General features: G+C 66.9%; 1 protein-coding gene. It reads left to right on the top strand.

What is annotated here, in order from left to right:
• Window positions 1-99: 99 nt before the first annotated feature.
• Window positions 100-296 (top strand): hypothetical protein (locus Y882_RS18370; protein ID WP_046973403.1); only part of this gene is annotated, 197 nt, incomplete at its 3' end.

The following is a 296-nucleotide window of genomic DNA, read 5'->3' as shown; positions in this document are numbered from 1 at the left end:
ATTCGACACCGGCCGGCGCGGCCTGGGTAACGTCGCCCGCGCAGGTACCGACGCTGCCTATCTCCACTTGGACCTTGCGCAGCTCATTGAGCGCACGACATGCATCGCGACTTCCTGACCATCGTCGATCTTGAAGCGCAGCTCGATCAGCAGCTGCAAGTGCCGCGTGTCACGAATCTGGACGCGGTGCGTCAGGCGGCGGTGGCCTGGTCCGAGGCGGTGTGGTCCGCTGCCGAGTCCGCAGGCCCGGTGCTGCTCACGACCAGCGAGATCGAGCGGGCGTTCGACATCGCGCG

The sequence above is a fragment of the Dyella japonica DSM 16301 genome (genome assembly GCF_001010355.1).
Lineage (GTDB): Bacteria > Pseudomonadota > Gammaproteobacteria > Xanthomonadales > Rhodanobacteraceae > Dyella > Dyella japonica.
This window is presented reverse-complemented; position numbering and strand designations above follow the sequence as displayed.